Annotated in this window: 26 protein-coding genes; 6 read left to right on the top strand and 20 right to left on the bottom strand. The window is 61.4% G+C overall.

The window, feature by feature from the left end; all coding sequences use genetic code 11:
- Window positions 1–237: 237 nt before the first annotated feature.
- Window positions 238–1,374: a hypothetical protein gene (locus JOE34_RS04205; RefSeq protein WP_003392296.1), complete on the top strand. Its 1,137-nt coding sequence runs from the start codon at window positions 238–240 to the stop codon at window positions 1,372–1,374.
- 143 nt (window positions 1,375–1,517) lie between these two features.
- On the opposite strand, the gene JOE34_RS04200 is transcribed toward JOE34_RS04205, so the two are convergent.
- Entirely contained in the window at window positions 1,518–2,786 is a 1,269-nt protein-coding gene (locus JOE34_RS04200; protein ID WP_024665243.1) for an MFS transporter, read from the bottom strand.
- Between the two features lie 115 nt (window positions 2,787–2,901).
- Between JOE34_RS04200 and JOE34_RS04195 the strand changes: the two genes are divergently transcribed.
- Together JOE34_RS04195 and JOE34_RS04190 are read left to right on the top strand one after the other, a co-directional pair.
- Window positions 2,902–3,792, top strand: a complete 891-nt coding sequence (locus JOE34_RS04195; protein ID WP_003316669.1) for a LysR family transcriptional regulator — start codon at window positions 2,902–2,904, stop codon at window positions 3,790–3,792.
- A 122-nt stretch (window positions 3,793–3,914) separates the two neighbouring features.
- A complete protein-coding gene (locus tag JOE34_RS04190) occupies window positions 3,915–4,757 on the top strand; it encodes a serine protease (RefSeq protein ID WP_010420263.1) in 843 nt (280 codons plus the stop codon).
- Between the two features lie 152 nt (window positions 4,758–4,909).
- Here JOE34_RS04190 and JOE34_RS04185 read toward each other — a convergent pair whose 3' ends face one another.
- From JOE34_RS04185 to JOE34_RS04100, 18 genes are all read right to left on the bottom strand, one after another.
- Window positions 4,910–6,136: a beta-ketoacyl-ACP synthase gene (locus JOE34_RS04185; protein WP_046266381.1), complete on the bottom strand. Its 1,227-nt coding sequence runs from the start codon at window positions 6,134–6,136 to the stop codon at window positions 4,910–4,912.
- Window positions 6,136–6,864, bottom strand: coding sequence for a 3-oxoacyl-ACP reductase FabG (gene fabG, locus JOE34_RS04180; protein ID WP_010420248.1), 729 nt, complete (start codon window positions 6,862–6,864; stop codon window positions 6,136–6,138). Before fabG ends, JOE34_RS04185 begins: the two co-directional genes overlap by 1 nt.
- On the bottom strand, window positions 6,861–7,316 hold the full coding sequence (locus JOE34_RS04175; RefSeq protein ID WP_003392291.1) for a hotdog family protein: 456 nt from the start codon (window positions 7,314–7,316) through the stop codon (window positions 6,861–6,863). Before JOE34_RS04175 ends, fabG begins: the two co-directional genes overlap by 4 nt.
- Window positions 7,313–8,509 (bottom strand): beta-ketoacyl-[acyl-carrier-protein] synthase family protein, encoded by a 1,197-nt coding sequence (locus JOE34_RS04170; protein WP_046266380.1) that lies wholly within the window; start codon window positions 8,507–8,509, stop codon window positions 7,313–7,315. Before JOE34_RS04170 ends, JOE34_RS04175 begins: the two co-directional genes overlap by 4 nt.
- Entirely contained in the window at window positions 8,506–8,988 is a 483-nt protein-coding gene (locus tag JOE34_RS04165; RefSeq protein WP_003316675.1) for a hypothetical protein, read from the bottom strand. The genes JOE34_RS04170 and JOE34_RS04165 overlap by 4 nt, the downstream gene beginning before the upstream one ends.
- Window positions 8,985–9,719, bottom strand: coding sequence for a class I SAM-dependent methyltransferase (locus tag JOE34_RS04160; protein WP_046266379.1), 735 nt, complete (start codon window positions 9,717–9,719; stop codon window positions 8,985–8,987). The genes JOE34_RS04165 and JOE34_RS04160 overlap by 4 nt, the downstream gene beginning before the upstream one ends.
- Window positions 9,716–10,963 (bottom strand): NAD(P)/FAD-dependent oxidoreductase, encoded by a 1,248-nt coding sequence (locus JOE34_RS04155; RefSeq protein WP_096113188.1) that lies wholly within the window; start codon window positions 10,961–10,963, stop codon window positions 9,716–9,718. The genes JOE34_RS04160 and JOE34_RS04155 overlap by 4 nt, the downstream gene beginning before the upstream one ends.
- A gap of 54 nt (window positions 10,964–11,017) precedes the next feature.
- Window positions 11,018–13,381 (bottom strand): membrane protein, encoded by a 2,364-nt coding sequence (locus JOE34_RS04150; protein ID WP_024959606.1) that lies wholly within the window; start codon window positions 13,379–13,381, stop codon window positions 11,018–11,020.
- A complete protein-coding gene (locus JOE34_RS04145) occupies window positions 13,365–13,979 on the bottom strand; it encodes an outer membrane lipoprotein carrier protein LolA (RefSeq protein WP_010420206.1) in 615 nt (204 codons plus the stop codon). The genes JOE34_RS04150 and JOE34_RS04145 overlap by 17 nt, the downstream gene beginning before the upstream one ends.
- Window positions 13,976–14,425: an acyl-CoA thioesterase gene (locus JOE34_RS04140; RefSeq protein WP_003316680.1), complete on the bottom strand. Its 450-nt coding sequence runs from the start codon at window positions 14,423–14,425 to the stop codon at window positions 13,976–13,978. Before JOE34_RS04140 ends, JOE34_RS04145 begins: the two co-directional genes overlap by 4 nt.
- A gap of 65 nt (window positions 14,426–14,490) precedes the next feature.
- Window positions 14,491–15,438, bottom strand: coding sequence for a glycosyl transferase (locus JOE34_RS04135; RefSeq protein WP_209995125.1), 948 nt, complete (start codon window positions 15,436–15,438; stop codon window positions 14,491–14,493).
- Window positions 15,435–16,169 carry a glycosyltransferase family 2 protein gene (locus tag JOE34_RS04130; protein ID WP_046266376.1) on the bottom strand — a complete coding sequence of 245 codons (735 nt, stop codon included), beginning with the start codon at window positions 16,167–16,169 and terminating at the stop codon, window positions 15,435–15,437. The genes JOE34_RS04135 and JOE34_RS04130 overlap by 4 nt, the downstream gene beginning before the upstream one ends.
- Complete coding sequence (locus JOE34_RS04125) at window positions 16,162–17,844, bottom strand: acyl-CoA synthetase family protein (RefSeq protein WP_209995124.1); 1,683 nt, start codon at window positions 17,842–17,844, stop codon at window positions 16,162–16,164. Before JOE34_RS04125 ends, JOE34_RS04130 begins: the two co-directional genes overlap by 8 nt.
- 10 nt (window positions 17,845–17,854) lie before the next feature.
- Complete coding sequence (locus JOE34_RS04120) at window positions 17,855–18,400, bottom strand: hypothetical protein (protein WP_003346314.1); 546 nt, start codon at window positions 18,398–18,400, stop codon at window positions 17,855–17,857.
- A complete protein-coding gene (locus JOE34_RS04115; protein WP_003316687.1) occupies window positions 18,397–18,651 on the bottom strand; it encodes an acyl carrier protein in 255 nt (84 codons plus the stop codon). Before JOE34_RS04115 ends, JOE34_RS04120 begins: the two co-directional genes overlap by 4 nt.
- A gap of 9 nt (window positions 18,652–18,660) precedes the next feature.
- A complete protein-coding gene (locus JOE34_RS04110; protein ID WP_003316688.1) occupies window positions 18,661–18,921 on the bottom strand; it encodes a phosphopantetheine-binding protein in 261 nt (86 codons plus the stop codon).
- Complete coding sequence (locus JOE34_RS04105) at window positions 18,896–19,708, bottom strand: lysophospholipid acyltransferase family protein (RefSeq protein WP_010420175.1); 813 nt, start codon at window positions 19,706–19,708, stop codon at window positions 18,896–18,898. The genes JOE34_RS04110 and JOE34_RS04105 overlap by 26 nt, the downstream gene beginning before the upstream one ends.
- Window positions 19,684–20,403, bottom strand: coding sequence for a beta-ketoacyl synthase chain length factor (locus JOE34_RS04100; protein ID WP_003414301.1), 720 nt, complete (start codon window positions 20,401–20,403; stop codon window positions 19,684–19,686). The genes JOE34_RS04105 and JOE34_RS04100 overlap by 25 nt, the downstream gene beginning before the upstream one ends.
- 307 nt (window positions 20,404–20,710) lie before the next feature.
- On the opposite strand from JOE34_RS04100, the gene JOE34_RS04095 reads away from it, so the two are divergent.
- Window positions 20,711–21,490, top strand: a complete 780-nt coding sequence (locus tag JOE34_RS04095) for a ParA family protein (RefSeq protein WP_003304810.1) — start codon at window positions 20,711–20,713, stop codon at window positions 21,488–21,490.
- 1,074 nt (window positions 21,491–22,564) lie between these two features.
- On the opposite strand, the gene JOE34_RS04090 is transcribed toward JOE34_RS04095, so the two are convergent.
- On the bottom strand, window positions 22,565–22,960 hold the full coding sequence (locus JOE34_RS04090; RefSeq protein WP_003316692.1) for a PAAR domain-containing protein: 396 nt from the start codon (window positions 22,958–22,960) through the stop codon (window positions 22,565–22,567).
- A 262-nt stretch (window positions 22,961–23,222) separates the two neighbouring features.
- Between JOE34_RS04090 and mdcA the strand changes: the two genes are divergently transcribed.
- Together mdcA and JOE34_RS04080 are read left to right on the top strand one after the other, a co-directional pair.
- Window positions 23,223–24,899 carry a malonate decarboxylase subunit alpha gene (mdcA, locus tag JOE34_RS04085; RefSeq protein WP_003402963.1) on the top strand — a complete coding sequence of 559 codons (1,677 nt, stop codon included), beginning with the start codon at window positions 23,223–23,225 and terminating at the stop codon, window positions 24,897–24,899.
- Window positions 24,899–25,774 (top strand): triphosphoribosyl-dephospho-CoA synthase, encoded by an 876-nt coding sequence (locus tag JOE34_RS04080; protein ID WP_010420145.1) that lies wholly within the window; start codon window positions 24,899–24,901, stop codon window positions 25,772–25,774. The genes mdcA and JOE34_RS04080 overlap by 1 nt, the downstream gene beginning before the upstream one ends.

Genomic DNA, 25,774 nt, shown 5'->3' with positions numbered 1-25,774 from the left:
GAAAACGAAATATAAACAAATATATGAAAATAAATTTCTTTTCCTGTCTTCTTTTGAGTATGCGCAGGTAGGCGCACATCCTGAGTCGCCTCTGCATCGGCGCTGACAGGCCGGTGTTATGAGACAGGCCTGACGCAGCGCTTTGGGAAAGAACTTGTTCGAAAGCTTCACAAGCCGCAGAAGACGATCTGGGTTAGCTTGAAGAGAGTTGATGAGTGCCTGGGCGAGTTTTCTATCATGCAATCGATGCTGCGTTTGATGACCCTCGTGTGTGCATTGCTGGTTTATTCAGGCCAGGCCTGTGCCGATGAAGCAGTACGTGAACAGCAACTCCTTTTGCCTATTCACATCGACGCCCACCGTGAAAAAGTCGAAGCATTGATTGTCCGTCCTGCGCGCGCCGGAAAGTTCCCTGTTGCATTGATCATTAATGGCTCAGCCGCACAGCCTTCGTCTGTACATGCCGACTGGCTCGCTCACATCGCTCATGACTTTGCGCACCGGGGCTGGCTTGCCGCATCGATTGTGTGGCCCGGTTATGGCCGCTCGACCGGACGCTTCATGGATGAAGCCGGCAACTGCACCAACCCCGATGTGGCTCGATTTCTGGATACACATGGAGAAGAGCTTGGAGCCGCATTGGCAGCTCTGCGCAAGCGTCCGGATGTCGATCCATCCTTGGCACTGGGTGTAGGGATTTCGATCGGCGGAGCTTCCATGCTGGACCTGGCCGCTCGACCTGATCATCCATTGGCAGCGGTGATCAACATCTCCGGCGGTGTTTATCACTACTCCACGATGGGTTCTCCTGAAGCTGACTGCTCACTGTATCAGGCGGATCTGGTACGAAACTTCACCACCTTCGGCACAAATAACCCGACGCCGACGCTCTGGATGTATGCTGAAAATGATCCGTATTTCAGCCCCGACCTGGTTACACGGATGGTTGCTGGCTATCGCTCGCAGGGTGGTCACGCAGATTATGTGGCGCTGCCACCGTTTGGTCAGGACGGTCATACACTTTATAAAAATGGGGCCAATAAACTGTTGAAACCCCACATCGAGGACTTCTTAAAGGCCAATCGTCTTCCTGGCATGGACGATGAAGCATTAATGCCGTTGCTTTCAAAACTGTCCCCCGCCGACCGTGCAGAAGCTAATGCGTATCTGCTGAGTGTTACCGAAAAGGCCATGGCAAAGTCCGCAGAAGCAGATGGGCTCTTCTGGTTTTACGGCGCGCGTTCAATCAAGACAGCCCGACAAAGAGCGCTCGGCAATTGCCGCGTTGCAACGGGTAAAGCCTGTCGAATCGTCGCTCAAAACATGCAATTGGTTAATGGCTGGCAAGCTACAGTAGCGCCCACCAAGAAATAACGAATGCATTAAGACACGCTGTGAAAGAATCTCCGCAGACGCCGGTTTTTACGATCAACAGCCCATGCAGGGCTTGTCCGCCAGCATAGGCGGATGCGTCAGTGCGCTCTGGTTCAACCCACCTGCCATCGCTCGGTGTGCGTCTAAACCTTCGCCTCCAGCGGCTGCAACCTTGCCAACCTCAACGCCACACCAAGGGCGATCAGCAGCAACACGCCGATAAACACCCCGATGCCGTTCCAGCCCGCGTAGTGCCAGAACACACCGCCGCCGGTTCCGGCCACGCTCGAGCCTGCGTAGTAACAGAACAGGTACAGGGACGCGGCCTGGCCTCTGGCGGTGGTGGCCCTGCGTCCGACCCAGCTGCTGGCCACTGAATGTGCGCCAAAGAAGCCGAAGGTGAAGATCAGTACGCCGACGATCACCAGCGGCAGTGGGGTGAACAGGGTCAGCAGCAGGCCGGCCAGCATCATCACGATCACCGCCCACAGCACCTGTCGGCGGCCAAGGCGGTCAGCCAGTGAGCCGATCTTTGCCGAGCTGTAGATGCCCGACAGGTACACCACGGAGAACACGCCGACCACGGCTTGGCTCAAGTTGTAGGGTGCGCTCAGAAAGCGGTAGGCGATGTAGTTGAACAGCGTGACGAACGCGCCCATCAGCAGGAAGCCGGTCAGAAACAGTAGCGGCAAGCCTGCATCACGAAACTGCACGACAAACCCGTCGAGCAGACTGCGAGGGTGCAGCGAGCGCGGGCGGAAGTTGCGCGACGCCGGCAGGATCCTCCAGAACACCGCTGCGGCGATCAGCGCCAGCCCGCCGACCACCAGCATCGCCGCGTGCCAGCTGACGTAGTCGATCATCACCCCGACGATCAGCCTTCCGCTCATGCCACCGACGGCGCTGCCGCCGATATACAGCCCCATCGCCAGGCCCAGATGGGTGGGGTGGATCTCCTCGCTCAGGTAGGTCATCGCCACTGCCGCCAGGCCGCTCAGTGACAGGCCTACCAGGGCGCGGGTTATAAGTACGCCCTCCCAGCTGGGCATCAAGGCACTGGCGATGGTGAACAGCGAGGCACAGAACAGCGCCATGACCATCACCGGCTTGCGCCCTAGCCGATCAGATATCGGCCCGGTGATCAGCAGGCCGATGGCGAGCATTGCCGTGGCCACGGACAGGATCAGGCTGCTTTGCGCCGCCGTCAGGGAGAACTCGCTGGACAGCGTCGGCATCATCGGCTGAACACAGTACAGCAGGGTAAAGGTCGAAAACCCGCCAGCGAACAGCGCCAATGCCGTGCGTTTGAAAAGCGGCGTGTTCTTTTCGATGTAGGTATCGCCCGGCAGTGTCGACGACTGTACGGGCGAGGTGTTCAAGTCGGGAGTGGACGGGGCGACGGCAGGATTCACAAGGACCTCAGGGCAAGGTTGAGCAGGCAATGAAAAAATCATATAACTCGCTAATCATTCCATCCAATATATTGTTCGACCTGTTTGATAGGTAAAACGACTTAATGGAGGCCGCATGGAATTGCGTCATCTGCGTTACTTCATCGCGGTGGCCGAAGAGCTGCATTTTGGCCGCGCCGCGCAGGCGCTGGGGATTTCTCAGCCGCCGCTCAGCCAGCAGATTCAGACGCTGGAGCAGGAACTGGGCACGCGTCTTTTCGAGCGCACCAACCGGCGCGTCGAGTTGAGCGAATCCGGGCGGCTGTTTCTCGACGAGGCACGGCTGGTGCTGGCGCAGGTCGACAAGGCCACCGACGTAGCTCGGCGTGCGCAACTGGGCGAAATCGGCGAGCTGAAGATCGGCTTCACTTCGTCTGCGCCGTTTACGTCGAGTATCCCGCAGGCGATTTTCGCCTTCCGCCAAGCCTACCCGGACGTGCACCTGACCCTGACCGAGATCACCAGTCAGGAAGTGGCGGCAGGTCTTGAGGACAAAACCATTCAGGTCGGCATCATGCGCCCGCTGGCATTGCCCGACTCGCTGGTGGTGTTCGAATTGCTGAGTGAGCCGCTGGTGGCGATCATGCGTGCCGACCATCCGCTGGCGGCAGAAAGCGAGGAGGGGATCTACATGGCGGCGCTGGCCGCCGAGCCGTTCGTGTTCTTCCCGCGCACTTATGGCAGCGGCATCTACGCGCAAGTCCTGAGCCTGGCACGCGCCGCAGGGTTCAGCCCGCTGATCACCCAGGAAGCGGGCGAAGTGATGACCATCATCGGCCTGGTCGCAGCAGGATTGGGCGTCACCGTACTGCCTGCGTCCTACCGGCGAATGCGTATCGACGGCGTGGTCTACCGCAACGTCCTCGACCCCGGCGCAACCAGCGCGGTGTGGCTGGTGCAACGCAAGGACGAACAATCGCCCATGGCCAAGGCGTTCACCGAGCTGTTGACGCGTAACGTCGGATGAATGCCTGGCGTATATCCGGTACTCACTATCACTTTTGACAGTAGGCAGATCAGTGTTTTTTGCGTTGAATCTCATGTGCACCTGATGCTCCAGGACGGAATGACAGGAACAGGGAGAGAAGCATGCGCAAACAAATATGGCTGATGGCTTTATTGAGCCTGTCGCTGACAGTGGCGGCAGACGAGAAAATTATCGGTGGTACGCCCGCACCCGCAGGTGCTTATCCTTTTTTCACTTCATTGACCAAGGAGGATGGCCAGCACCTCTGCGGGGGGGCGTTGATCGCTGCGCAATGGGTGCTTACTGCGGCACACTGCATACGTGGTCAGTCGCCTGCGTTTGTCCAGATTGCTATAGAGAAGTACGGGCCTCCCGTCGTCAGCCGGGACAAGATCAGGATCGCTGAAGCGTTTATTCCTGCGGATTTCAAAGGCTGGCAGATTTACTCTAAATCAGGCGACGAAAAGGAATCTGGGCTTTACGACATTGCGCTATTGAAGCTTGAGCGTCCAACCGAAAGTAAAGACATCCTCAAGCTGGACGGCATTGATCAGGTGGTTGCGCACGAAGTCGGGATGCCCGTCACGCTGGCAGGCTTCGGAATGAGAGAAACCGGCACCATGCCGAACGAGCTTTACCATGTTGACGGCTCGATTCTGGAAGATCGCAAATGCATAGACGTGCCGCCGGGCTATCCACCTACCTACTTTGATCCTCTCTTGAATGTGTGTTCGAGCAAGATTTCTGGCGGCGGCGATTCAGGCGGGCCGTTACTCTTCAAAACGCAGAGCGGCTACGTCGGCGTTGCGCTGGTAAGTCGTGGTTTGCTCGACGCTAGTCAGATGACTCGAATTTCGTTCTACAAGGACTGGATCACGAAAATCATTGCAAATGACAAGTGCGGCCAGCAGGAGAAGCCTGAAGGTACTGTTTCTGTGCGTTCTGTCGGCTCTTCTGGCTGTTGACCACTGAGCGCCAGGACTCAGCCGTCACTGACGTCGCACTTTGCGTCGTCAGTGCCACTGTGAGAAAAAAGCGCTTTTATGTGTAGTGACTACAGGCAAAGCATGACTTTGCGCCGCCGCGTAGGGACGATAGGTGCTCGGGAAGGCGCCGCTCAACCCCAGCGCCTGAAGATCAGCGAGGTGTTCACGCCGCCAAATGCGAAGTTGTTGTTCATCACGTATTCGTTGCTCATGTGCCTTGGTTCGCCGACGATGTAGTCCAGTTCGCCGCACTGTGGGTCGATGTCGACCAGGTTCAGCGTATGGATATAGCGATCGCTGTTGAGCATTTCGATGCTGAACCATGACTCCAGCGCGCCGCACGCTCCCAGCGTGTGACCGAGAAAGCTTTTCTGCGAGCTTAGCGGCATGCGCGGGCCGAACAGGCTGCTGGTGGCCAGGGTCTCGGCGATGTCGCCCTGTTCGGTGGCGGTGCCGTGACCGTTGACGTAACCGATGGCGTCAGGCGAAAGGTCGGCGTCTTCGAGGGCCAGCTCCATCGCGCGGCGCATGGTGGCCTGCTCTGGGCGAGTGCTGTGGGCGCCGTCGGCGTTGCTGCCGAAGCCGACGATCTCGGCGTAGATGTGCGCGCCACGTGCCTGGGCATGCTCAAGCTCTTCAAGCACCAGCATGCCGCCGCCTTCACCGATCACCAGGCCGTCGCGTCCGCTGTCGTAGGGGCGTGGCGTGGTGTGTGGCGCGTCATTCTTGAGGCTGGTGGCGTACAGCGCGTCGAAGACCATGGCCTCGGTCGGGCACAGCTCTTCGGCCCCGCCCGCCAGCATCAGCGGCAGACGGCCGAACTTGATCGCCTCATAGGCATAGCCGATGCCCTGACTGCCACTGGTGCAGGCGCTGGAGGTCGGAATCAGACGTCCGGTCAGGCCGAAGAAAATGCTGATGTTGGCGGCGGTGGTATGCGGCATCATGCGCACGTAGGAGTTGGCGTTCAGGCCCACAGCCACCGAGTTGATCAGCATGTTGCCGAAGGCCTTGATCTCGTCGGTGCTGCCGGTGGACGAGCCGCAGGCCGTACCCATGCGGCCATCGCGAATGATCGGGTCATTCAGCAGCCCGGCGTCGATCAGGGCCTGCTCCGCAGCCGCCACGGCCAGACGTGACACGCGGCCCATGCTGCGCAGTTGTTTGCGCGTCCAGTGCCCCGGCACGGCGAAATCGTCGATGGGGCCAGCCAGGCGGGTATTGAGCTCGGCAAACCGGTTCCACTCGTCCATTCGGCGAATGCCGCTGCGATTGGCCGTGAAGCGTGCATCGATAGTCGGCCAGTCGCTGCCCACCGAGGTGATGCCGGACATGCCGGTCACTACCACACGCTTCATCAGCACAGTCCCCCGTTGACGGCCAGAACCTGACGGGTGATGTAGCTCGCTTCGGCCGACATTAGAAAATTCACCGCACCCGCCACTTCCTCGGGCGTGCCCATGCGTTGTGCCGGGATCATTTTCATCAGTTCGTCCACGGGCACGTTCTCGTCGAGCATGGCCGTATCGATCAGCCCCGGCGCGACGCAGTTGACGGTGATCCTGCGCTTGCCCAGTTCGATGGCCAGCGCCTTGGCGGCACCGATCAGCCCTGCCTTGGAAGCGCTGTAATTGACCTGGCCGCGATTGCCGATCAGCCCGGAAACCGAGGTGATACAAACGATGCGCCCTGCTGCACGACGGCGAATCATCGGCATCGTCAACGGGTGCAGCACGTTATAGAAACCGTCCAGGTTGGTGCGCAGCACCTGATCCCAGTCATCGTCGCTGAGCGCCGGAAACGCGCCGTCGCGGGTCAGTCCGGCGTTGAGTACCACGCCGTAATAGGCGCCGTGCGTCTCCACGTCCTCTTCCAGAACGGCCTTGCAGGCGGCCCGGTCCGAGACATCGAATTGCAGCACGCGTGCCTGGCGGCCCAGCGCAACGACTTCGGCCTGCACCGCTTCGGCTTCGCTGCGGCCAGTGCGGCAATGCAGGATCAGGTCGTATCCGGCCTGCGCCAGACGCAGGGCGATGGCGCGGCCGATGCCACGGCTGGAGCCGGTGACCAGTATCGATTCAGTCATGCCGGGGCTCCTTCAGCCAGGTAGTCAGCAGTGTTGGGCGGGCAATATACATTGAGTCGGGCAAAAGCCTCGATACCCGGTCCGGTGAGGGTGCATTCGAACATGCCCATGCCGTTGTCGTCCTGCAGGGAGCGCACGGCATGGATGTGCAGTTCACTGCCCAGCGGGAAGCGCGTCACGTTGCAGTCGAACTTGCGACTGCCAAGCAGAAAACCCAGCTTGACCGCTTCGCCCTTGTTGCGCGCCTTGCAACCGGCATAGGCCGCGACGCTCTGCGCCATCAGCTCTATGCCCAGCCATGCCGGCAGGCTGCCGTCGGCTTGATTGAACAGGCCGTCGGCGCGTACGGTCAGGCGGGTTCGAATCTGTTCTTCGTCAACGCTCAGCACCTGATCGATGAGAATCATGTCGCCGGCATGGGGGATGAGTTCGGCGAGCGGCCACTCGGTCATGGGGCATCTCCGATAATCAGGCTGATGTTGTTGCCACCGAAGGCAAACGAATTGCTCATCATGTAACGAGCGTTTTCAGGTAGCAGGCGCGAGCCTGCATGTGTCCATTGCAGCGCAGGCAAGAGCGGATCGGCCTCGCCGTCCCACAGGTGCGGGGGCAGGGCCTGTTCGGTGTTCTGCGGTGCCAGGCTCAGCCAGCAAAACGCCGCTTCCAGCGCGCCCGCCGCGCCCAGGGTGTGGCCGCTGAGCGGTTTGGTCGACGAGCAGGACACGCCGCCGGGAAATACGCCCTGCACGGCCAGGCTCTCCATCGCATCGTTGTGCTGCGTGGCGGTGCCGTGCAGGTTCAGATAACCGATCTGCTCCGCCTCGAGCCGGGCGTTACGCAACGCTTGCAGCATGGCATCACGCGCACCACGTCCGGTGGGTTCGGGGGCCGAGATGTGGTGAGCGTCGCAGCTGGCACCTGCGCCCAGCAGGGCAATCGAGTGCCTGCTGTCGGCTTCACGAGTCATCAGGAACAGCGCGGCCGCCTCGCCGATATTGATCCCGTTGCGGTTGCTGGAGAACGGGTTACAGAGTTGCGGCGACATGGCCTCGAGTGCCGAGAACCCCTGCAGGGTCAGCTTGCACAGACTGTCGACGCCGCCGCACAGCACGGCATCGCACAGGCCCATGTCCAGCGCCCGACGCGCACTGAGCAACGCCCGCGAGCTGGACGTGCAGGCTGTCGAAATGACGTAGGCCGGGCCGCTCAATTGCAGCCAGGCGGCGAGAAAATTCGCCGGTGCGCCCAGTTCCTGTTGCCGATAATCATAATCGTCGGGGAAGGTCCGCTCACGCAGCCAGACGGCCATGCTCTCGCTCGCTTCATCGATGCCCGAGGTGCTGGTGCCGATGATCACGCCGATCCGCCCGGCGCCGAAGCGGTTGATGGCCTGGCTGATGTCCTCCTCGATCTGCAGGGCGGCAGCCAGCAATAACTGGTTGTTGCGGCTGCGATGCAAATGCACGGCCGGCGGAATGGGCGGCAATGCGGATTTGACTGCACCGACCGGCAACGCGCGTTCCGGCACCCAGCCGCTTTCGAACACCATGCCCGAGCTGTCGCCTGCGAACAGCCTGCGCGACACCTCTTCACGGCTGTCGCCCAGCGAGCAGATCACGCCCAGCGCGTTGAGGTAGGCGGTCATGGCAGGCTCTCGTTGTTCAGCGGTGTGACCTTGTAGCTCAGCCTGTCCTTGAGGCGGATAGTGAACGCGTTGGCCGATTGATATTCGACCAGCCAGCGGTCATCCAGACGACGCTGCATGCCCTGGCGGTAAGCCGTCGGGTAGCGGCCATGCATTTCCAGGTCCGGGGTCATGGCGAACATCAGCGCAGCGAACAGCTCGCGGGCTTCCGGATTGGGCGGCAGCAAACCATCGGCCTGCCATTTCCCGTCGATCAGCAACTGGCGCGCCTGGGGAATGCCCAGCGGGTCCATCATTGACCAGCGCAATCCGCCGTTTTCGCGCTGGATGATCAGCAGCCAGTCCTGATGCTGATCGGCCTGGCGACGCTCGATGTGCAGTTGCATCGGCAATTGCATGGTCGGTGCACTGGTCGGCAGCGGGGCTTGTGCCGCACAGCCGCCGAGCAGCAGGAAGGCTAAAAACAGTACGCGAATCATGATGCTCCAACTTCCAGGGGTTTGCGGGCCACGACATTGACCAGCGTTTCCTCACGTTGCCCGAACGGCCTGGGCTTTTGCAGTTTCAAGACTTCGAGCAGCCCGAAGTCCCTGGCGCGGCTCCACCACAGGTAAGGGTACGAAACATTCTGTGCATCGAACTCGAAGCCCTGGTCGCGGATCATCTGCAGATACTGCGCCGCGCTTTTCTGAACGTGCATCGGATGGCGGAACAGCCAGCGAATCACCCAAGTGTCGATGTACGCTTCGGTCGACTCGGCAAACAGCAGGTAGCCGCCCGGCTTGAGCACACGATAAAACTCGGCCAGTGCCTGTTCCTGCTCGACCAGATGATGGAAAGTCTGATGGCAGAACAGCAGATCGACGCTGGCGTCCGGTACTGGCAGGGCTGCGCAGTCGCTGCCGATCAGTTCGACCTCTACGCCTCTGGCCCGCGCCTCTTCACGACTCATGTCGAGGCTGTGCGGGTCGGCGTCGACGCCGATGAGTCTGGACGGCTGAAATACCTTGTTCAACTGCTGAAAAGAGCGGCCTTGCCCGCAACCGGCGTCGAGCACTACCGGCGCAACCGGCGGTGGGCTGGCGAACAGGCTGCGCAAGTCGTCTATCGCCACGCGCAGCACGCGGTACTGCCAGATGTTGCTGCGCAGAAACCACAGGCCGAAGCGGGTTTCCTCGACATAACTGTCACTCAGGAACGGTCGATTCATGAACCACTGTCCGCGCAGATTTCCGAGAGCGTGCGCAGGCGGCGCTTGGGCTCGCTGACAAATGGATTGCGTTCGTCCCAGGCATAGCCGGCCAGAATCGAGCTGATCATGCGGCGGATGTCCGGAGCGCTGCCGGGGTAGAAAATCACGCTCTGGAACGTACCGTCGTACCAGCCCTCGACATAGGCGCGAAAGGTGTCGACGCCACGTTTCAATGGCACCGCGAACTCGCTTTCCCAATCCACGTTTTCGCCCTGCAACTGCCGGCTCAGCACGCCAGCCGCCATGCTCGCCGAACGCATGGCGATGGTCACGCCCGATGAAAACACCGGGTCGAGGAATTCCGCCGCGTTGCCCAGCAGCGCAAAGCCCTTGCCGTGCAGGGCCTTGACGTTGGCCGAGTAGCCGCCGATGGTTCTCGCTGGCGTATCCCAGACCGCGTTTTTCAGCACGCTGGCCAGTTGCGGTGTTTCATCGATAAAGGCGCGTAAGCAGGCATCCAGATCCTGGGGCTTGTCCTTGAAGCGCTCGGCCGAGGCGACCACGCCTATCGAACAGCGGCCTTCGCTGAACGGAATCGACCAGAACCACACATCGCTGTGCTGCGGATGGATGCTGACGAGAATCTTGCGGCGGTCGAAGGGCGGGCTTTCGATGCGGTCTTCGATATGGGTGAACACCGCCTGGCGCACAGGGAAACCTGACGGCGCTTCCAGATCCAGCAAGCGCGGCAGCACGCGGCCATAGCCGCTGGCGTCGAGTACGAAGCTGGCCTGCACGCTGTATTCGCTGCCGTCCTCACGCCTCACGCGCAAAACCGGCTGCGGGCCATCGAAGTCGGCGCTGACGATCTCTTCCTGATAGCGGATGTCCACGCCTTGCAGCGCGGCCTGATCGGCGAGCAGTTTGTCGAACTCGCTGCGCTGCACCTGAAAGGTCGTCGGCTTGCCGTTGCTGAACGTATCGCTGAAGTCGAAATCGCTGTACTGCTCGCCACGCGCGAAGGCTGCGCCATTCTTGGGCTGGAAACCGGCGGCCTGCACGGCCTCCAGCATCCCGGCTTCTTCGACGAAGTCCAGGCAATGACACAGCAGGCTCTCACCGATGGAGAAGCGCGGAAACAGCTGGCGCTCGATGATCAGCACGTCATGGCCTTGGCGTTTGAGCAGGGCAGCCGCTATTGAACCGGCCGGGCCGGCACCGATGACGACGACCTGACGAATTTCCCTATCAGTGATGGGCACAGGTATTCCTTTTCGGTTGGGCGGTGGCGGGGAGTGACGACAGCGCTGCAAGATTCATGCGTGTGGCCCTTCAGCATTGGCTGGCGAATGAAGCGCTTTACGCGGGCTGGCCCAGGGCGCCAGCAGGAAGCTGAACGCCAGCCCCAGGCTGACCGACAGGCCGAAGTTGCTGATCGCCGGGGTGCTGGAAACGGCCAGCAGGCCGAACGACAGCCAGGTGGTGAGCGCTGCCAGCAGCGTGCCCAGCAGGCTGACCGCCGCGCCGCCTATCTGCTCGCGCATCAGGATGGCGTAATCGACGCTGATCGCCGTGACCAGCAACAGGCCGAACAGGCTGAACAGGGTCAGCGGCTGACCGAGCCAGCCCAGGCTGGCGAGGCTGCACAGCGCCGCCAGCAGGGGCAGGGCGACGATGCGCAACGCACCACCGAAGCCAAACGGAGCGATCAGCAGCAGGACGATCAGGACGCACGATGCCAGCTTCAATTGCGCTGCGCTGATCTGCGTGTGGGCAAACACCTCGTTGAGCTCACCCAGGCGGTCGACCAGTTGCACGCCCTCCAGCCCGATGGCCTGCACGCGCAGCAACGCCATGCTGTTCATGCCGCGCAGGCTGACAATGCTGGCGACACCTTGATCGCCGTCGTCATCGCGTGTCGGTCCCAGCCAGAGCGTGCGCCACGGTTCGCTCAGCGGGCCTTGAAGCGCGTGATCGATATCTTGCGTCGGCAGTGCCTGCAATTGGGCCAGTTCAGCCTTCAAGGCACTGGCCGGAACGCCAAGTTCTACCAGCGGCGCCCAGTATTGCGGCAATTTGCCCAGTGCATCGCGGGTGGCTTGTTGTTCGGCAGGCGAATCGAGCAACTGATTGAGCGCCATGTAGCCTTGCAGCTTGTCCATGCTGACCAACTGGTCGAGCCGTTGGGTCAATTCGGACTGCCGATCCAGCAACTGCTGTTGGTCCTTGCCGCGCACCAGAAAGAACTGGCTGGTGGGCTGATAACCGGTGATCCGTGCGATGGCCTGGGCTTCATCGGTCAACGCCTGAGGTGCTGCCACCCATTGGCGGATATCGTTCTTGGTGGTCAGGTGCCAGAGTCCGCCGCCACAGAAGGCCAACAGCAGCACCAGCAGGATCGGTGTGCTGATGCGCAGCAGCAAGGCGGCGCGGCAATCGAGCATCAATTGCGCCAGTTTCAGCGGCCACTGGGCAGGGCTGATCTCGACTTTTGCGAGCAGCGCGGGCAGCAGGCACACCGCCGTCAGGTAGGCGCCGATCAAACCGGCCGCCGAGAACACCGCAATTTGCGTGAGTGCCGGGAACGGCGTCCAGGCCAGCGCCAGGTAGCCGATGCAACTGGTGATCAAGCTCAGGCTCAGGCCCGGCAGAGTCAGGCGCAAGGCGGGCCAGCTGCGCCAGGGCTTGAGGCTCCAGCTCTTGGACAGGTAATGCAGCGGGTAATCCACCGCCACCCCGATCAGGCTCGAGCCCAGCACCAGCGTCATGACGTGCATGCTGCCGAATAGCGCGACGCAGGCCACCGCGCCGAAGAGCATGCCGACCACCACCGGCACGAATGCCAGCAGCACGCTCCAGCGGCGGAAGGCGAGCAACAGCAACAACAGGATACCGAGCGTTGCGCCACCGCCGACCCAGGTGATTTCCCGGCTGGCCTGCTTCTGCCCGTCGGCAGCGTAAAGCAGCCCGCTGGCCGCGAGCAATTGACCACCTGCCTGACTGGCCTGCACCCGCGCTTGCGCCAGCAGGTCGGCAACCTGGCCGGGCAGGTGCATATCGAAGGCATCGGTTCGGGTTCGCGAACGCAGCAGTACCCAGCTTTTACCCTCGGCGCTGGCCACCAGCGCACCGCTGGCCAGATCTGCCTCGACCGAGCCCTGTTTCGGCAGGCCGTTCTGGATACGTCCGGTCAGCCCCAGCCAGTCATCCTGGCCAGGCACCAGGCTGAACCCGGCAAACGGGTCGAACAGCGTCTGTACGCGCTGTTCGATAAAAGTTTTCGGGTCGTCGATCAGCAGTGTGCGGTCCGCTGTCGGCAGCATGGCGATGCGCCCTTTCAGCAACTGGGTGCGCAACGCGGGCAGGTCGGCCTGCAGCGACCACTGGACCTTCTCGAACAGGCCAGTCGACTGCCATTGTTCAGCCAGCGTGCGCGCCAGTTCCACGGCCTTCTGCCGATCGCTGTGGCCCACCAGCACCAGCATTTCCCGGTTGAGCGGTTCCTGCATGCGCTTTTCGGCACTTACGACCAGTTCGTCGTTATCGGTGCCCGGCACCAGCTCCATCAGGTTGGCCGACAGCGGCGAGCGGTCGTGCCACTGCCAGCCAGCGAGCGCCAGTACGCCTGCCAGAATCAGCAGGAACAGTCGCGGCAACAGCCGCTCAGTCTTTGAAGTCATTACGCTGCGCATCGGTCAGGGTCGGAGCACTGCTGCTGTCGATCATTTTCAGGACCGTGCTGTCGCCTTGGGTTTCCAGCAGCTCGATACGCTGCACCAGTTCGCCGCCGTCGATGTTGATCTGTTTGAACACTTGTTGCAGCAGCATCGAGCGTGGCGTCAGGATGAGGTGCCAGGCATTCGCCTCGCCCTTGAGCTGCAAGTCGAAATCCCGTTGCAGGCCGCTGCTGTCGCCTTGCAGGACCGCCAGGAACAGACGGTTTTGCTCGGCACCGGCGTTCTTGTTCGGCACCGGCTTCCAGCTGCTGACATTGCCATCGGTTTCACGACGGGCAATACCGTCGGCATTGATGCGGTAATCCTGCTTGAGCGGTGTTTCCAGCAGCCAGAGCAGCCCGAAATCCCTGGCGAGCACGAAGCGGCCCTTGCTGAGCAGCGGTTGCGGCAGGGCGCGCAGGTGTTTTTCCTGGACGAAACGACCCTGCACCACCGCAGGTTTGGCCAGCTGGTCGCTCAGTTGTTGCAGGTCGAACGCCTGCGCCAGGGAAGAAAGGCACAGCAGGCCCAGCAGGATCAAAGTACGAAGCGGGCGGTTCATGGCGAGGCGCTCTCTATTGTGCTCTCAAGGGCATTTTTCACGGCATCGATGAACACCTGCGGCGAGGCCAGTTGCATTTCCCGGCTCTGGCTGTCGACGGCGACCTGCACAGTGCTGGCGCGGGTCAGGCGCTCACCGGTGTGTGCATCGGTGATCAGGTAATTGATCTTCAGACGGTTCTCCCACTCCACCAGACTGGCGCGCACGTTCAGTGTCTGACCGAACACGGCGCTGCGCACATAGCGCAACTGCAGATCGATCACCGGCCAACCATAACCGGATTCGAGCATCTGCATGTAGTTATGCCCGATATGATCGAGCAGCGCGCAACGCGCCACTTCGAGGTACTTCACGTAGTGCCCGTGCCAGACGATGTTCATCATGTCGACGTCGAAAAACGGCACGACGATTTCAGTGTCGATGTGCAGAAAACCCTTACTGCGCATGTAACCTCCTGTGGCGACCTGCGCTGATTTTACAACGCAGCACATGATCGCCGAGCGCGATCAGCTCATGAGCCCGATTCATCGGCAGACTCCCAGAATGGGTAGAAATTGAACCACTGCTGCGGTGCTTCCAGGCAATAGTGCCCAAGACGCTCGGCATAACGTGTGGCCCACTGCTCGATGACCTGGGCACGGTCGCTGCGCCGCCATTCGATGGCGTCGGCGAACGGTTCGAGAATCACCCGATAGCCTTTCGCACCCTTGAGGCAGAAGAACAGGTTGACCGGGCACTTGAGCAGCCCGGCCAGCAGCCAGGGGCCTTGCGGGAAGGTCGCCGGCTGGCCGAGAAAGTCGACCCGCACATTGCGCCCGCCGTGCAGCGCGACGCGGTCACCGGCGATGGCCAGCCACTCGCCTTCGTCCAGGCGCTGGCTTAATTGCAGCATGATGGCCGGGTCCAGCTCGCTGACCTGAATCAGACGCAGATGGGTCGCGCCGGCTTCACCGAGCAGGCGATTGAAACGTTCGGCGTGTTTGGTGTGCACCAGCACGTTCATGGTGACCTTTTCGCCGAGTTCGGCCAGTGCGCGGCACACTTCAAGGTTGCCCAAGTGCGCGCCGACAAGCATCTGTCCGCGTTGGCCACGCAGGTTCTGGCGCAGCAGGGCCTGGTCGACGATCTCGATCTGATCGATGCCCAGCCTGCCGTTCCACACGTCGAGCTTGTCGAGCAAGGCATCGGCAAATGCCATGAACTGGCCGAACACCCGGCGCTGGCTGGGCCGCAGTTCGGGCTTGCTGCTCCAGTCCGCCAGGTGCTGCTGGTACTGCCATATGCTGTGCCGGGCACGTCGGCCGAAGACAAAGAAGTACAGGACGATGCCATACAGCACCGGGCTGAGCAGGCGCCGACCGAGCACCCGCATGCCCCAGGCGGTGAGTTTCATGAGCATGAAACTGCCGCGCTCCTGATGACTGGCCCAATGCTCCTTGGGCGACTTGTCGATGCTCATGGCCGCCACCGTCGCCACAGGATCATTGGCAGGCGTAGCAGCATGCCGAAGAACAGTTTGGCGTGCATTTTCGAAATCAGGGCGTTGTCGTGAAACAGGCGGAAATGCGACAGGCCGTCCTGCGGGTAGTGAACGCGGGTCGGCAGCCAGCGCATCGGCTGGCCGCGCCAGGACAGGCGCACGAGGATTTCCGAGTCGAAATCCATACGCCTGCCGATCTGCACGCTGTCGATCAGCGCCAGGACCGGGGCCAGGGGATACAGGCGAAAGCCGCACATGGAATCGCGAATGTGCAACGACAGGGTGTTGATCCACACCCAGACGTGGGTCAGGTAACGCGCATACAGACGGCCCTTGGGCACGCTCTCGTCGAATTGCGGATAGCCGCAGATCAGCGCATCCGGGTGCTGGCGCGACTGCTCCAGAAACACCGGGATATCGCTCAGATCATGCTGGCCATCGGCATCGACCTGCAACGCATGACTGAAACCCAGCCGGATCGCCTCGCGAAAGCCGGCCATGACCGCTCCGCCCTTGCCCTGATTGACCGGCAGGCGCAGCAGGTAGATAGCCTCACCCTGCGCCAGCTGCTGTAACACAGCTTCGCAGGCCGGGCTGCTGGCATCGTCCACCAGGATGCACGGCAACCCGGCGTTACGCACGGCCTTGACAACGTTGGGCACGGCCCGCTCGTGGTCGAACACCGGAATGATCACGCAAGGCTTATGCATGGTCGTCTTCCAGGAGGATCCGGCCACTGGAGCAGGGCGCATTGTCGGCATTGCGAAAGGCGAAGTGCAGCTTGGAGCGTGCTGCATCGAAGCGCAATGTCAGCGTGAGGCGGTCGCCGGGGCGTACCAGTTGCTGGAATTTGAGCACCTCCATGCCGGCGAATCCGCATGGCAGGTCGAGCAGTCGCTGGCCCAGGCTGATCGCCCAGTCGACCTGCACCACGCCCGGCAAAATCGGCGCTTTGGGAAAGTGGCCGCTGAAAAACGCCAGATCGGGCGGGACACTCAATTGCAGGTGCAGCTCGCCTTCGATGTTCTGTTGCTCAAGCACTTCCGGCTGTTTCGAGCGTGGCGCCAGCAGCAGCGCCTCGACGTCTGCTTGCGGCAGCTTGCCCTGGGCGTTGAGCGGCATCTGCCGCAGCAGCCGCCAGCGACGCGGCAGGGCGATGGTTTCGCAATGCGGCTGCAGGTAGTGTCGCAAGGCTTCGGTGAGCGCCCGACGGCCTTGGTTGCGCAGGGCCAGCAAGCCCGCGTCGCTCAGCACCAGGAGCGCGCCCAACGAGGCACGGTTTGCCTGCACCACACCAAGGCGCGCTTCACTCACCCACGGGTGAGCCGCAAGGGCCTGCTCGATCAGCGGCAAGGACACGCGCTTCTCTTCGAGTTTGACGATGCGGTCGAGCCTGCCCAGCAGTTCGAAGCGCCCGTCTGCACCGATCAGCGCCGCATCGGCGGTCTGCTCGACATGGCCGGGCGGCAGATAGGGCGAGCTGATGCGCAGCGCACCTTGCGCATCCTGACTCAGCTCTACGCCGTCGAAGGCCTGCCAGCGTTGCCCGCCCTGACGCCAGGCGATGCCGCCGGTTTCCGAACTGCCGAGAATCTCAGTCGGCCACTGACCGAGGCGTTGCTGCAGGCTTTGTGAGGCTTCGGCCGGCAATGCGCCACCGGAAGAGAATACCCGGCGCACGGCCGCAAGACCCGGCCAGTCGAGATTGTCGCCCATGCGCTTGAGCAGCGCGGGGCTGGCGACCCAGGCGAATGACGGGTATTCACGGCTGGCGCGTTGCAGGTCTTCGGCGAACGGCAACTGACGGCGCACGAACGGGCGTGCCGCGCACAGCGGCCATAGCAAGCGAAACAGCAGCCCGTAAATATGTTGCGTCGCCACGCTGCCGATCATGCATGCCCCGCCCAGCTCCGCGCCCCACAGCTGTTCCAGCCCGCAGACTTCGTTGGCCAGTTGCCGCAGGCGTTTTTCGATCAGTTTGGGTTCGCCGCTGGAGCCTGAGGTGCACAGGCTCAGCCGGCACTGGTCAAGGTCCAGCGCTGCCGCAGGGAGGGGCGCGGCACGCAGATCGCTCAGGTGGGTGTCACCCGGCAGGTCGGTCAGCCACAGGTCGACCTGATTCGCCCAGCGCTCGCGGGTCTGGCCCTGCAAGTCGGCGGGCAGCAACACGTGCACACCTGCGCGCCAGGCCGCGAACAACGCAATGGCCAGGTCGGCGGCATCTTCGAGGTGCACTGCAAGGTGCGTGATGCCACGCGCCTGCAGTCCAGCGGCCACGCTGAGCGCCTGATCACGAAACTGCGCGTGGTCCAGGCTCGGGGCCAGCGTCAGCAGCCGGTCGGGCAGCGCATCGAGCAGCAGGTGTTCCAGGTTCAACCAGTTCATGCGATCCATTTCATTTGCCGCCCGCAGAGGGTGGGCGGACGATCCATTCGACAGCGAACAACACGCCCATCAGGCCGTAGGAAATCAGGCCGGTGTACAGCGTCCACCATGACAACGGTGCCCACAGCGTCAGGATGGCTGAGGTGAGGCCGTTGACGAGGAAGAACAGGCACCAAATCTGCGTGACTCTACGGGTGTAGCGGATACCGGCCTCAGGCAGGTCGGGGCGGTTCAGACGCGCCATCTTTTCCACGATCGGCGGGCCGTAGACCAGGCTTGAGCCGAACAGGCCGAGCATGAAGGTGCTGACCAGTACCGGGTACCAGCGCAGCATCATGTGACTATCGAGGGCGCCGAGCACCACGCAAAAGATCAGCGCGACAATCGCCATCGCCAGGCTGCCTTGCTTGCGTTCTCCGGTCAGGGCACGTGCCAGCCACAGGCTGCCAAGTAGCAGCGCGAACTGCCAGGGCGCGAAATGCTCGGTCCCCCAATAGACAGCAAATGGATAGAGCACGCCGGCCAGCACCAGAATCAGGCCAATCAGCCGCTTCATTCGGCGCTGTTGACCAGTTTGTAGACGGCCTCTACCACGTCGTTTACGGTTCTCACCGACTTGAATTCTTCAGCCGCAATCTTCTTGCCGGTCTTGCGTTTGATGTGATCGATCAGGTCCACGGCATCGATACTGTCGATTTCCAGGTCCTGATACAGATTGGCTTCAAGCGTGACTCGCTCAGGCTCCAGTTCGAACAGTTCCACCATTGCGGTGCGCAGGATTTCGAAGATGTCTTCACGGGTTTGCATGTTCAATTCTCAGGCCGGTTGTCTGGCGCTGACGAAGGCCGCAAGGCTGTCGACGCTGGCGAAATGGTTACGGGTGTCCTTTGCATCGGCATCGATCCTGATGCCATAACGCTTCTGGATGGCCAGGCCCAATTCGAGTGCATCCACCGAGTCCAGTCCCAGTCCTTCGCCAAACAGCGTCATATCGTTGCCGATATCTTCCGGGGTGATGTCTTCGAGGCCCAGGGCATCGATGATCAACAATTTAATGTCCTGGTGCAGATCGCTCATCTGAGGCGAGCTCCTTGGTGAAATAGTCATGCAGGTAATCGTTGAGCTTGCGGGACGCCAGGGGCGGTGGGCCTAGCGCACTGAAGGCAGTTGGGTCTATATCGGCACCGACGCGCAAAGTGAAGTGCACGCGGCGTTGCGGAATGCGATACCAGGGCTCGGCCTTGGTCAGGGTGGTCGGCTGGACCTTGATCGTCACCGGGGTGATGACGCTTGCGCCACGCAGCGCAATGGCTGCCGCGCCGCGGTGAAAGACCGGCGGCTGACCTGGCTGGGTGCGCGTGCCTTCCGGGAAGATGATCAGTGTCTGGCCGCTTTGCAGGCGCTCTACGGCGGCGTCGAGCATGTCCATGCTGCCATCGTTGCTGATGTAACCGGTGGAGCGCACAGGGCCGCGGGTGAACGGGTTTTCCCAGAGGCTGCGTTTGACCACGCAGTTGGCGTCACGCACCAGCCCGATCAGGAACACCACATCGATCAGTGACGGGTGGTTGGCGATGATCATCTGCCCGGGACGGCCAAGCTTTTCGGCGCCTTGAACGTCATAGGTCAGCACACGCATGCGCGCCATGATGCGGATGAACAGCCAGAACAGGCGGCTGATGGTCCGCCGCGCGCGACGCTGATGGCTGGCCACACTGCCAGGCAGGCAATCCAATACTGGAAAAACGAACAACCGCAGGCATAAACCGCTCAACCCGAACAGGGCAAAGCTGATGCCTGTTGCCAGCAGACGCCAGTAATAGGCGTCCCGACCTTTCTTCAGTGACTGCGTTGCCAGTTCCATAACCGGTTATTCCAAGGGTGCAGGCAGACGGATTGATCAGTGTGCAAGGCCCGCAGCAGGTTCAGGGCGTGAGGCCACTGAGTGCGCTTTGTGCCTTGCGTATCGGTGTTCAGAGACAGTTGCCACTCATTCCCCGGTGTCAGCAGCAAGCCGACCGCGTAGGGAAAGGGCACGTCATCAATCCATTGGGCATAGGCTTGCGGCGGCTGTTCTTCAGTCACCACAAGCAATACTGCTTCTGCTCCCTCGGCCAGCAACGCTGCGGCCTCGAATGCTCCATACTCCAGCCCGTCGCCTGTGGCGGCCAGGGCTGTCATCTCACTTGTTTCACCGCGCATGATCGACCACAGACCAATGACGGCGTTATGCACTGAAAGGCTGAACTGGGTCGGTGAAAGCGGCTCGCTCGCGGCCAGATCACGCAGGATTTCAAAGGTCCTCGGGGTTTCTCCGTGGCGCGAGACAAACACCAGCGGGACGCGCTCCAGCCCTTCGGTCAACGGCCAGCCGACGGCAAACGCCATTCTTGCCATGCGGCCCAGGCGGCGGCGTTGCATCGCAGGAAGAAAAGACACGTCTGGCGCTGCGTCACTGGTTTCCAGCAACGTCGGATCGAGGCTCCATCTCTGCCAGTCTTCCGCGCTCGCCAGGCCCGGCGCCCAGGCTTGCCATCGTGCAATGTTGAAGGTGATCAAGGCTTCTCTTCCCGCCCCTGCGGGCTTGTTTCTCGCTACATCGATATCAGGTCGATATCAGCCTGGGTGCGGTAATTGACCAGTGCGCGCATTATCCTGATGGGGCTCATTACTAGCAAATTTGTTACATAAAAACCGTTTACAGGCGTGTATTTTAAGGTTGAAGTCGTTTTTCTGTATGACAACCGGCTGGCAACTGTTTTGCGTTAAGCTCACCGTTGTCATATGCGCTGTCTAGAATCGACCTCCTCTTACGGTCGTTATCGGCCACTGCTGCTGTTTCTTCATCTTTCAAGGAATCCAAAGCATGCGTCGCGTGGTATTCAATCAGAAGGGCGGTGTCGGCAAATCGAGCATCGCCTGCAATCTGGCTGCAGTCAGCGCTCACGAAGGCTATCGGACGTTATTGATCGATCTCGATGCCCAGGCCAACTCGACTCAGTACCTCACCGGCCTCACCGGTCAGGATATTCCGATGGGGATTGCCGAGTTCTTCAAGAACACGCTATCCGGCTCACCGGTCGCCAAGAAGAACCATGTCGATATCTACGAAACACCGTTCGACAACCTGCATGTGGTGACCGCGACTGCAGAGCTTGCTGACCTGCAGCCCAAGCTCGAGGCCAAGCACAAGATCAACAAGCTGCGCAAACTGCTCGACGAGTTGAGCGAAGATTACGAGCGTATCTACCTGGATACGCCTCCCGCGCTGAATTTTTATGCGGTTTCGGCGTTGATCGCGTCTGATCGGGTGCTAATCCCTTTTGACTGCGACAGCTTCTCGCGACAGGCGCTGTACGGGCTGATGCGCGAGATCGAGGAATTGAAAGAGGACCACAACGAAGGTCTTCAGGTGGAAGGCATCATCGTCAATCAGTTCCAGCCCAGGGCCAGCCTGCCGCAGCAAATGCTCGACGAACTGATTGCCGAAGGCTTGCCGGTGCTGCCGGTGTACCTCAACGCCTCGGTAAAAATGCGCGAGTCGCATCAGGCCAACCTGCCGCTGATCCACCTCGACCCACGGCACAAACTGACGCAGCAGTTCGTGGAGCTGCATCACTTGCTCGAGACCAACGCCCATCCGTGATGGGCCACGGTGAGAGCACTCGTCATACGCAAGTCCGCTCTTGATTCTGGCCGAAGGCCGCAGGAGCGACCGGGGCGGTGACCCGCTTTGTTCGCGAAGGCTCGTCATGCAGAAGTCCGCTCTTGATTCTGGCCGAAGGCCGTAGGAGCGAACTTGTTCGCGAAGGCTATATTCCTGACGCAGAAAATCCATCGACTGTGACGCCCTCTTCGCGGACAAGTCCGCTCCTACAGGGCATCGAAAACACCCGCAGGAGCGCGCAGGAGCGACCGGGTCAGCGATCCGCCTTGTTCGCGAAGGCTCGTCATGCAGAAGTCCGCTCTTGATTCTGGCCGAAGGCCGTAGGAGCGAACTTGTTCGCGAAGGCTATATTCCTGACGCAGAAAATCCATCGACTATGACGCCCTCTTCGCGGACAAGTCCGCTCCTACAGGACACCGCAAACACCCGTAGGAGCGACCGGGGCGGCGATCCGCCTTGTTCGCGAAGGCTATATTCCTGACGCAGAAAATCCATCGACTGTGCCGGCCTCTTCGCGGACAAGTCCGCTCCTACAGGACACCGCAAACACCCGCAGGAGCGACCGGGGCGGCGACCCGCCTTGTTCGCGAAGGCTATATTCCTGACGCAGAAAATCCATCGACTGTGCCGGCCTCTTCGCGGACAAGTCCGCTCCTACAAGACACCGCAAACACCCGCAGGAGCGACCGGGGCGGTGACCCGCTTTGTTCGCGAAGGCTATATTCCTGACGCAGAAAATCCATCGACTGTGCCGGCCTCTTCGCGGACAAGTCCGCTCCTACAGGACACCGCAAACACCCGCAGGAGCGACCGGGTCAGCGATCCGCCTTGTTCGCGAAGGCTCGTCATGCAGAAGTCCGCTCTTGATTCTGGCCGAAGGCCGTAGGAGCGACCGGGGCGGCGATCCGCCTTGTTCGCGAAGGCTATATTCCTGACGCAGAAAATCCATCGACTATGACGCCCTCTTCGCGGACAAGTCCGCTCCTACAGGGCATCGCAAACTCCCGGTTCGCCCCTAAGCCCTTTGACGTGCGTTCTACCGCGTAACTCTTGCTACGTCAGCGGCCTCAATACATCAGGCGTGAAGCTGCCATCCTTCATCGAACGGGCCAGGTGTTCAGCATGCTGGCGGGCAGTGTTGGCCAGTTCTTCGGGGATGGTGATGGTCGCGTCCATGTCGGCCTGGACATGCTCCTGCGAGGTGGTCAGCGTGTTGCTGCCGGGTGTGCAGCCACACTGCACTTCATGACCCTGAGTGGCGACCGCCACACGTTCGTCTATGTAGGTGGGGTTGCCTTGGGCGATGAAGCCAATCTGCTTGCAGGCCGGGCACCACACCGGGTCCCCCATACGCGCCACACGACGCCGTTCGATGACTTCGCTTGCCGATGCGGCCAGCACGAAGCCGCCGGTGGTGGTGAGATCGCCTTCCCTGACTATAAATGACATCGCGCTACTGCCTCTGGGTTACGGAAAACCTCAAGGCTAGGCGTAAACACAGATTCCGATAGCACCCCAGGTCCTTTAAGGACCGGTCCTACGCAATTACCAGCCGGGCGTTTCGAGCATGTTGCACGCGCAACGACGCGCTCGGCGGAATGTCCGTTCCATTATCGTTACTCCAGCCGTAATGATTCGACGTGCTGCTTGATTGATGCCCGACCGCTATCGCTCCTATGGTGGTCGACGACAGCAAAATCGTGGAGCGATCATGACAACAACAACTTCCCCCGACGCGCGCTGGACACGTCGTCGCAGCGAGAAGCAGCGGCGTCTGGAGCAAGTGCGGGCGTTGGCCGATGGTGTGGTGTTGCCGACCGACAACATCGTCGCGGCGCTGGAGGCCCTGCTGGTTTCCGGCGACCGTGTGGTACTTGAAGGCAACAACCAGAAGCAGGCTGACTTCCTCTCCCGCGCGCTGGCCAAAGTCGATCCGGGCAAGGTGCATGACCTGCACATGATCATGCCGAGCGTCGGCCGTGCCGAGCACCTGGACCTGTTCGAGCAGGGCATTGCGCGCAAGCTGGACTTCTCGTTCGCCGGTACGCAAAGCCTGCGCATCAGTCAGCTGCTGGAAGACGGCCTGCTGGAAATCGGTGCGATCCACACCTACATCGAACTCTATTCACGGCTGGTGGTGGACCTCATCCCCAACGTGGTGCTGGCGGCAGGCTTCATGGCCGACCGTGCCGGCAACATCTACACCGGGCCCAGCACCGAAGACACCCCCGCACTTATCGAACCGGCGGCATTCAGCGACGGCATCGTCATCGTCCAGGTCAATCAGCTGGTCGATGACGTCAGCGAGCTGCCACGTGTAGACATCCCGGCCTCGTGGGTCGACTTTGTGGTGGTCGCCGATAAGCCGTTCTATATCGAGCCGCTGTTCACTCGCGATCCGCGCCACATCAAGCCGGTGCATGTGCTGATGGCGATGATGGCAATTCGTGGCATTTACGAGAAACACAACGTTCAGTCGTTGAACCACGGCATTGGTTTCAATACCGCCGCCATTGAGCTGATTCTGCCGACCTACGGCGAGTCGTTGGGCCTGAAGGGCAAGATCTGTCGCAATTGGACACTCAATCCGCACCCGACGCTGATTCCGGCCATCGAAAGCGGCTGGGTCGAGAGCGTGCATTGTTTCGGCACCGAGCTGGGCATGGAGAACTACATCGCCGCCCGCCCGGATGTGTTCTTCACCGGACGCGACGGCTCGCTGCGCTCCAACCGCCAGCTCTGCCAGCTGGCCGGGCAGTACGCGGTGGACCTGTTCATCGGCGCAACCCTGCAGGTCGATGGCGACGGGCATTCCTCGACGGTCACCCGTGGTCGTCTGGCCGGTTTTGGTGGCGCGCCGAACATGGGCCATGACCCACGCGGCCGGCGTCATGCCACGCCCGCCTGGCTCGACATGCGTCAGCAGCACGATGACGGCCCGGCTGCCTACCTGGAGCGCGGCAAGAAACTGGTGGTGCAGATGGTCGAGACGTTCCAGGAGGGTGGCAAACCGACCTTCGTCGAAACCCTGGACGCCGTCGAGGTGGCGAAGAAAAGCGGCATGCCGCTGGCACCGATCATGATCTACGGCGACGACGTGACCCACCTGCTGACGGAAGAAGGCATCGCCTACCTCTACAAGGCGCGCAGCCTTGAGGAACGCCAGGCGATGATTGCGGCAGTGGCGGGCGTGACCGTGATCGGTTTGCGCCATAACCCCAAGGACACCGCGCGCATGCGCCGTGAAGGGCTGATCGCGCTGCCTGAAGACCTCGGTATCCGGCGCACCGATGCCAGCCGTGAACTGCTGGCCGCCAAGAGCATTGCCGACCTGGTTCAGTGGTCCGGTGGCCTCTACAACCCGCCTGCCAAATTCAGGAGCTGGTAATGAGCGCACTTCAATGGACACCGCAATCGGCCTCGCTGGCCGAGCGACTGGCCGATCTGGCAGTCGATGCTTTGATCGACGAAGCCGATCTGTCGCCCAAACCGGCTCTGGTGGACCGACGTGGCAGCGGCGCGCACAGCGACCTGCACCTAGGGTTGATGCATTCTTCGGCGCTGTCGTTGTGGCCGACTTTCAAGTGGATGGCCGACGCCGCCACGCAGTTCGGTGTCGTGGGTCAGCCATTGCGTGAGGCATTGGGCAGGCTTGGCCGTGAAGGCGAAGCGACGATGCTGCGCACCACCAGCGGGGTGAATACGCATCGCGGCGCGATCTGGGCGCTGGGCCTGCTGGTAACCGCTGCCGCGCTGGATCCTCAGGAATGCGCGCCCGATGCCATCTGTGCGCGCGCTGCTGCGTTGGCCCAGATCAAGGACCGCCAGGTGCTCACGCAGAACAGCCACGGTGATCAGGTGGTTCGTCGTTACGGTGTCATGGGCGCCAGAGAGCAGGCACAGCAAGGTTTCCCGGCGGTCAGGCTGTTCGCCTTGCCGCAACTGCAACGCAGCCGTGCGGCAGGTAGCGGCGAGCAGAACGCCCGGCTGGACGCGCTGCTGGCAATCATGACTACGCTGGACGACACCTGCGTGCTGCATCGCGCCGGCATCGAAGGGCGGAACGCCATGCAGCACGGAGCACAGCGCGTGCTGGACGCCGGAGGCAGCGCCAGTCTGGCGGGCCGCCGCGCACTGAACGCGCTGGATCAGCACCTGCTGGCCCTCAATGCTTCGCCCGGCGGCGCGGCGGATCTGTTGGCTGCCTGCCTGTTCATCGATGGCCTTGAGCCTGCGCTCGGCCCTGTTTCGAGGAGTGCCTGA

The organism is Pseudomonas sp. PvP028 (assembly GCF_017832255.1).
Lineage (GTDB): Bacteria > Pseudomonadota > Gammaproteobacteria > Pseudomonadales > Pseudomonadaceae > Aquipseudomonas > Aquipseudomonas syringae.
The sequence above is the reverse complement of the archived record's forward strand: the minus strand, read 5'-3'. Positions and strand labels throughout refer to the sequence as shown.